The 7,080-nt window shown below is 68.7% G+C and carries 7 protein-coding genes; 5 read left to right on the forward strand and 2 right to left on the reverse strand.

All coding sequences use genetic code 11. The features are described from left to right. Together ACIRDX_RS18770 and ACIRDX_RS18775 are read left to right on the forward strand one after the other, a co-directional pair. Nucleotides 1-510: DUF1585 domain-containing protein (locus ACIRDX_RS18770; RefSeq protein ID WP_396626969.1), on the forward strand; the 510-nt coding region annotated here is incomplete at its 5' end. Then, complete coding sequence (locus ACIRDX_RS18775; RefSeq protein WP_396626970.1) at nucleotides 507-1,859, forward strand: DUF1552 domain-containing protein; 1,353 nt, start codon at nucleotides 507-509, stop codon at nucleotides 1,857-1,859. The genes ACIRDX_RS18770 and ACIRDX_RS18775, both read left to right, overlap by 4 nt. A 562-nt stretch (nucleotides 1,860-2,421) precedes the next feature. Here the strand turns inward: ACIRDX_RS18775 and ACIRDX_RS18780 are convergent. Together ACIRDX_RS18780 and ACIRDX_RS18785 are read right to left on the reverse strand one after the other, a co-directional pair. Beyond that, on the reverse strand, nucleotides 2,422-3,084 hold the full coding sequence (locus tag ACIRDX_RS18780) for a lectin (RefSeq protein ID WP_396626971.1): 663 nt from the start codon (nucleotides 3,082-3,084) through the stop codon (nucleotides 2,422-2,424). A gap of 94 nt (nucleotides 3,085-3,178) precedes the next feature. Beyond that, nucleotides 3,179-4,408 carry a PQQ-dependent sugar dehydrogenase gene (locus tag ACIRDX_RS18785; RefSeq protein WP_396626972.1) on the reverse strand — a complete coding sequence of 410 codons (1,230 nt, stop codon included), beginning with the start codon at nucleotides 4,406-4,408 and terminating at the stop codon, nucleotides 3,179-3,181. Between the two features lie 153 nt (nucleotides 4,409-4,561). On the opposite strand from ACIRDX_RS18785, the gene ACIRDX_RS18790 reads away from it, so the two are divergent. The 3 genes from ACIRDX_RS18790 to ACIRDX_RS18800 all read left to right on the forward strand — a co-directional run. Beyond that, nucleotides 4,562-5,182 (forward strand): TetR/AcrR family transcriptional regulator, encoded by a 621-nt coding sequence (locus ACIRDX_RS18790; RefSeq protein ID WP_396626973.1) that lies wholly within the window; start codon nucleotides 4,562-4,564, stop codon nucleotides 5,180-5,182. A 214-nt stretch (nucleotides 5,183-5,396) separates the two neighbouring features. Then, nucleotides 5,397-6,521, forward strand: coding sequence for an ABC transporter permease (locus ACIRDX_RS18795; RefSeq protein ID WP_396626974.1), 1,125 nt, complete (start codon nucleotides 5,397-5,399; stop codon nucleotides 6,519-6,521). 140 nt (nucleotides 6,522-6,661) lie between these two features. Then, nucleotides 6,662-7,080: ABC transporter ATP-binding protein (locus tag ACIRDX_RS18800; protein WP_396626975.1), on the forward strand; the 419-nt coding region annotated here is incomplete at its 3' end.

A 7,080-nucleotide genomic window follows, 5' to 3' on the forward strand; every position in this document is an offset into this window, starting at 1 on the left:
CTCGAGAACCTGCTCGACGCCCCGCCGCCCGATCCGCCGGCGGGCGTGCCGACGCTCGACGAGACGAAGGTCGGCGAGACGGCGTCCTTACGGCAACAGATGGAAGCGCACCGCACCAACCCGACGTGTGCGTCGTGTCACCGCCGCATGGACCCGCTCGGGTTCGGGCTCGAGAACTACGACGCCATCGGCGCCTGGCGTGCGATGGACGGCAAGTTCGCCATCGACCCGAAGGGCGAACTGCCCGACGGCCGCACGTTCCACCACCCGGCGGAGTTGCGCACGATCCTGCTCGAGGACCGGCAGGACTTCACGCGCGCGCTCACGTCCAAGCTGCTGACGTACGCGCTGGGCCGCGGCCTCGCGCGGCACGACAAGCCGACCATCCGCGGCATCGTCAGTCGGCTGCCGCAGCACGAGTACCGCTTCTCGGGCCTGGTGCTCGAGATCGTGAACAGCCTGCCGTTCCAGATGCGACGGGGCGAGGCCCCGGGAGTCACCGCACCATGATCATCACGGGCACGCACCTCCCACGACGCACGTTCCTGCGCGGCCTCGGCGCCTCGATCGCGCTGCCGATGCTCGACGCCATGACGCCGGCCCTGGCGCGGGCCTCGGCGGCGCCGGCCGGCCCCACTCGCCTGGTGTTCACGTACGTGCCCAATGGCGTCTCCATGACGGGCTGGACGCCACAGGGCGCGGGAGCCGCGTTCGAGCTGTCGTCGGTGCTCAAGCCGATGGCCGCGCACCGGTCCGACATGCTCGTGCTGACGGGGCTGGCGCAGAAGAACGGCATGGCCCTCGGCGACGGCGCGGGCGACCACGCGCGGGCGGCGGCGTCGTACCTGACCGGCGTGCACCCGAAGAAGACGGCCGGCGCCGACATCCAGAACGGCATCTCGGCCGACCAGATCGCCGCGCAGGCGATCGGCGCGCAGACGCGCTTTGCGTCGATCGAGCTCGGGTGCGACGACTCGCGCACCGTCGGCAACTGCGACTCGGGCTACAGCTGCGCGTACACCAACAGCCTGGCGTGGCGCAGCGAGACTTCGCCGATGCCGCCCGAGACGAACCCGCGCCTGGTGTTCGAGCGGCTGTTCGGCGCCGATGCGCACCTCGACCCGGCGACCCGGCAGCGCCGCATGCTGCACCGCCGCAGCATCCTGGACGTGGTGGGGGAGCGCACGAAGCAGCTCAACGGCACCCTCGGCGCCGCCGACCGCCGCAAGGTGGACGAGTACCTGCACGCCGTGCGCGAGATCGAGCGGCAGATCGAGGTCGCCGAGAGCGACATGCGCGACCTGCGCCCGGGCATCGACAAGCCGACCGGTATCCCGGTGGCGTACGCCGACTACGTGAAGCTCATGTTCGATCTGCAGGTCGTGGCGTTCCAGACCGACATGACGCGCGTGGTCACGATGATGATGGGCCGCGAGGGCTCGATGCGCACGTACCCCGAGATCGGCGTGCCCGACCCGCACCACCCGCTGACGCACCACCGCAACAACGCCGACTGGATGAAGCGCGTCGAGCAGATCAACGTCTTCCATGCCGAGCTGTTCACGTACTTCCTCGACAAGATGAAGGCGACGCGCGACGGCGACGCGAGCCTGCTCGAGCGCTCGATGGTGGTGTACGGCAGCGGCCTCAGCGACGGCAACCGCCACACGCACGACGACCTGCCGGTGCTCGTCGTGGGGCAGGGCAACGGCCTGCTCCGCACGGGCCGCCACGTCGTCTACGACAAGCAGACGCCGATGAACAACCTGTTCCTCACGCTGCTCGACGGCATCGGGGTGCGCCCCGAGACCATCGGCGACAGCACGGGAGCGCTTCAGCACCTGACGGACGTGAGCTGAAGCGAAGGAAAGAAGAGCAGAAGAGTAGAAGGTAAGAAGGCAGGGCGGGAAGGACAAAGGACGGAAGGACCCGCGAAGAAGACGAAGAAGGGGACGAAGCCACTGCGGCGTCGCCCCCTTTGGTGCTTCAGGGGACCGCACGGGCGCGCTTCAGCACCTGACGGACGCGAGCTGAAGCGAAGGAAAGAAGAGCAGAAGAGTAGAAGGTAAGAAGGCAGGGCGGGAAGGACGAAGGACGCAAGGGCCCGCGAACAAGACGGAGAAGGGGACGAAGCCACTGCGGCGGCGTCCCCTTTGGTGCTTCAGGGGACCGCACGGGCGCGCTTCAGCACCTGACGGACGTGAGCTGAAGCGAAGGAAAGAAGAGCAGAAGAGTAGAAGGTAAGAAGGCAGGGCGGGAAGGACAAAGGACGGAAGGACCCGCGAAGAAGACGAAGAAGGGGACGAAGCCACTGCGGCGTCGCCCCCTTTGTTCTTTACCTTCTGTTCTTTACCTTCTTCGTGCTTGCGGTGCCTTCGTCCTTCCCGCCCTGCCTTCTGCTCTTCTACTCTTCTTTCCTTCTTACCTTCCTGCGAAGCAGTAGAACAGTCCCGCGCCGCCCGTGCCGACCAGGTTGGCCTGGCTGCAGCCGCGCGAGTTGTGGGCTGCGTTGAGGCTCGTCGGAGCCGCGCCGCCGCCCTGGCGGTCGAAGTGGCCCACGGCGGCGCTGCCGACGCCGTCGGCGCTGCTCGTCCAGTTGCTGCACGTCGCCGTCGTCGCGTCGTCGCCCGCGAGGGTCCCGTCCTGCTTGCTGCCGGTCAGGATGTCGTGCTGGTTCGGCGTGTCACCGCGCCCGTTGACGATGCCGCCCTTTTCGTTGAGCGCCGTCTGCTTGGTCCAGAGCGCCGCCTCGCCGTGCAACTCGGCCAGATCCTTGGCCACGACCTCGCCCTTGGCGTTGTGCCAGGGGCCGGTACCGATCCGGTCCTTGGCGTGGACGGCAGGCTTGCCGTTGGCGGCGGTCACGCTCAGGTAGGCGCGCCAGGTCTTGCCGCCCGCGCCCACGGCCTTGGCCAGCGCCTGGCAGTGCGCGTCGGCGCCCGCGAGGCCACCGAGGTCGGCGCCCTTGCCGGAGCCCACCGACGTGATGAAGAACGACATCTGCGGCGACGCCTGCGCGTGCACCAGCACCGAACCCACCGTCGCGATTGCCGCGACCACCACCATCGGAATCACTCTGCGCATGTAGCAAGCTCCCTCATGAACGGCCGGCTCGGAGCGCCGGCCCTGCCGACTGCCGCGTGCGCCTCATGAGGCATGAGTCATGAGGCATGACGAGCTACGCACCCTTGTACGAGATCTTCCAGATCGTCCCGTTGCCGTCCTCGACGACAAGCAGCGAGCCGTCCTGCAGCTGCGTGATGCCGACGGGGCGGCCCCACACCTCGGGCTTGTCGGCGCCGAGCATCCAACCGGTGGCGAAGTCCTGATACTCGCCGGTGGGCTGCCCCTTCACGAACGGCACGTACACGATCTTGTAGCCCGTGCGCGTCTGTGTCTCGGAGGACCCGCGCAGCGCCACGAAGGCGCCCGAGCGATAGGCCTGCGGGAACGTCTTGCCGGTGTAGAAGGTCATCAGCATCGCCGACGAGTGCGACTCGAAGAGCACCTCGGGCGTGATGGTCTTCTTCACGAGGTCGGGCTGCTCGCCCTTGTAGCGCGGGTCCTCGTGCGGTCCCACGTAGGCATACGGCCAGCCGTAGAAGCCGCCCGTCTTCACCTTGGCGAGATAGTCGGGTACCAGCCCGTCGCCGAGGCCGCCGCGTTCCTGCACCGTCACCCACGCCTCGCGCGTTGTCGGGTGGAAGGCCAGTCCCGTGCCATTGCGCACGCCGGTGGCGACCACCGTGCGGCCCGTGCCGTCGAGGTTGAACCGCAGGACGCTGGCGCGAAGGGGATCGGGATCGGGCTTGATGTTGTCCCAGGAGCCGACGGTCACGTAGAAGCCGCGGCCGTCGGGCGTGAGGGCGATGTTGCGCGTCCAGTGGCCCACCGGGCCAGTCGGCAGGTCGCAGAGCTTGGTGGCGGCGGCCGATGCCTTGAGGTCGCCAGCGGCGTAGGGGAACTTCACGACCTGGTCGGTCGCGGCGACGTAGACGGCGCCCTTCCCGAACGCGATGCCGAACGGCTGCTTGAGGCCGGTGGCGAACTCGCTCCGCTCGGCGTCCTCGAACGTGCCGTTCTTGTCGGCGTCGCGCAGCACCCAGACCGTGCCCGGGCCGGAGTCGACCACGAAGAGGTCGCCGTTGGGGGCCTGCACGGCATTGCGCGGGCGCTTGAAGCCGCCGGACGCGACGACCGTCGCGGTGAAGCCGGTGGGGAGCGTCAGGTTGGCGCCCTCGGGTCGCGGGACGACCTTGGCGGGCACCTGGTGGTGTTCGGACGGCGCGGTGAGGTCGGCCACCGTGATCTTGTAGGTGCGCGGGGTGGTCGGGGCTTGCGCCGCGAGGACGGCCGTGAGGCCGACGCCGAGGCCAACGGCAAGGCCCGTCAGGCGAGAGAAGGACATGGAACGGACTCCGGGTTGTGCCGGCGGCGCAAGGGCGGCGCCGGTGCGTGTCTGGACGCGCCGAATCATATGCCAGTCCGGTCAGCAGCGCAGGCCGCGCCGGTGCGGCACGGCGGCGACCATGGACCGTGTGGTAAGTTAACGACGTTAAGCATGGGTATCGTCGAGCGCCGCCAGCGACAGAAGGAGCAGCTCCGCCGCGAGATCCTCACCGCCGCGCGCACCATGTTCGCCGACGAGGGGTTCGAGGCGGTCACGATGCGCAAGCTCGCCGCGCGGATCGAGTACTCGCCGACCGCCATCTACCTCCACTTCAAGGACAAGCACGCGGTGCTCGAAGCCGTGTGCGAGGAGACGTTCGGCCTGCTCGCCGAGCGCCTCGGCAAGCTCGCCGCCAAGGGCCTGCCGCCGGTCGAGTTCCTGCGCGAGGGGCTCCGAATCTACGTGCAGTTCGGGCTGCAGCACCCGTCCGACTACACGCTCACGTTCTCGATGCGCTCGGGCAAGGACGAGGCCGACCCGGAGGGGTTTGCGGCGTCGGCCGGGTTCCGGGCCTTCGACTACCTGCGCCAGGCCCTGCGGGGCTGCATCGAGGCCGGTGACCTGCCGGACCTCGACGTGGACGTGGCGGCCCAGAGCCTCTGGGCCGCGATGCACGGCATCGTCTCCCTGCTCATCGCCCACGGCGGCCTGTTCCCCTTCGTCTCCCGCAAGAAGCTCGTCGAGCACACGCTCGACACGATGATCGCTGGCCTGCAGTCCACCGCCCGCTGACGGCTTCACGCCCTGACTACCGGCCACAGGCAGCCTGTAGCCGGTAGCCCGTAGCCCATCCGCCGTACCCGGCACCCGGCACCCGACTCTGTTCTTGACACGGATGATTAACGACGTTAACTTAACACTGTTCATATTCTGAGGAACGTTCCAAAGTGGAACGGCGTCTCAGGCTGACAGGGCCGGCTCGCCGAGCTGGCCGGGAGTTCATCCGATGCCGTCACTCGCCCTCCGCAACCTGCTGCACGACCGCATGCGGTTCATCGTCACGCTGACCGGCATCGTCTTCTCGGTGGTGCTGTCGGCCATCCAGCTCGGCCTGTTCGTGGGCTTCACCCGCGCCACGTCAGACGTGATCGCGCATGCGGGCGCCGATGTGTGGGTGATGTCGCGCGGGGTCGGCAATCTCGAGAACGGCGTCGCCTTTCCGGAGCAGCGGGCCTACCAGGTGCGCGCGCTGCCCGGGGTGGAGGCGGTGCAGAAGCACCTGGTGGCGTTCGGCCAGTGGAAGCGGGCCGACGGCGCCGAGGAGGGCTGCCTGCTCATCGGCGTGGACCTGGCCGGCGGCATGGGCTTTCCCTGGAACGTCGTCGAGGGGTCGGTGGCCGGCCTCGCCGAGCCCGACGGCGTGATCGTCGACGAGCTGTACAAGGCGAAGCTCGGTGTGACGCGCATCGGTGAGACCTTCGAGATCCGTGGCCATCGCGTGCGCGTGGTGGGCTTCACGCGCGGCATCCGGACGTTCACCACGGCGCCGCCGGTGTTCGCCTCGTTCAAGCGCGCGCAGGACTACGCGGGACTGCGCGCCGACCAGGTGCTGTACCTGCTGGTGAAGGCGACGCCAGGGACCGAGGCCGACGCCCTCGCCGCCCGGATCACCGCCGGTGTACCCGACGTGACGGCGCTCTCCACCGAGGCGTGGCGGAAGAAGCAGCAGGACTACTGGATGTTCGGCACGGGCGCCGGCATCACGGTGCTGATTGCCGCGGGGCTCGGCCTGCTGGTCGGCGTGGTCGTGGTGGCGCAGACCATCTACGCCGCGACCGTCGATCACATCCGCGAGTACGGGACGCTCAAGGCCATGGGCGCGACCAACGCCTACATCTACCGCGTGATCATCAAGCAGGCCGCCATCAGCGGGCTGATCGGGTACGGCATCGCCATCCTGATCGCCACCACCGTCTCGCGCGCCTCGCTCGCCGGCACGACCGCCATCATCCTGCCGACGCCGCTGTCGCTGGGGCTGTTCGTGCTCACGCTCGGCATGTGCGTGGGCGCCTCGATGGTCTCGATCAACAAGGTGACGCGCATCGATCCGGCGATGGTGTTCAAGGGGTAAGAACCGGCAGTCGGGAGTCGGCAGTCGGGAATCGGGAATCGGGAGTCGGGCCGTCAGGACGCAGGGCCCAGCTGGCCCAGCCCGGTCATGGACAAGGAAGGTAGGGCCGGCTGTCCCAGCCCGGCCCACAGGGAACGCACATGACGACACCAGCAATTGCGGCGCGACAGGTGACCAAGTCCTACGGGGACGGCGAGACCGCCGTGCATGCGCTGCGGGGCGTGGACCTCGACGTGCACGCCGGCGAGGTGCTGCTGATGATGGGGCCCTCGGGCTCGGGCAAGACGACGCTGTTGTCGATCATGGGCGGCATCCTTCGGGCCACGTCGGGCAGCGTGCGCATTGCCGGCACGGAGATCGTCGGCCTGCCGGAACGCGATCTTCCGGCCGTCCGCCTGCGCCACATCGGCTTCGTGTTCCAGGGCTTCAACCTGTTCCCGGCGCTGTCGGCCGTGGAGAACGTGGCCCTGGCGCTCGATCTTCGCGGCATCACGGGGAAGGCGGCGCTGACGCGTGCGCACGAGGCGCTTGCCTCTGTCGGCATGGCCGATCGCGCCTC

The sequence above is a fragment of the Luteitalea sp. genome (assembly GCF_044337415.1).
In the GTDB taxonomy this organism is placed as follows: Bacteria; Acidobacteriota; Vicinamibacteria; order Vicinamibacterales; family Vicinamibacteraceae; genus Luteitalea.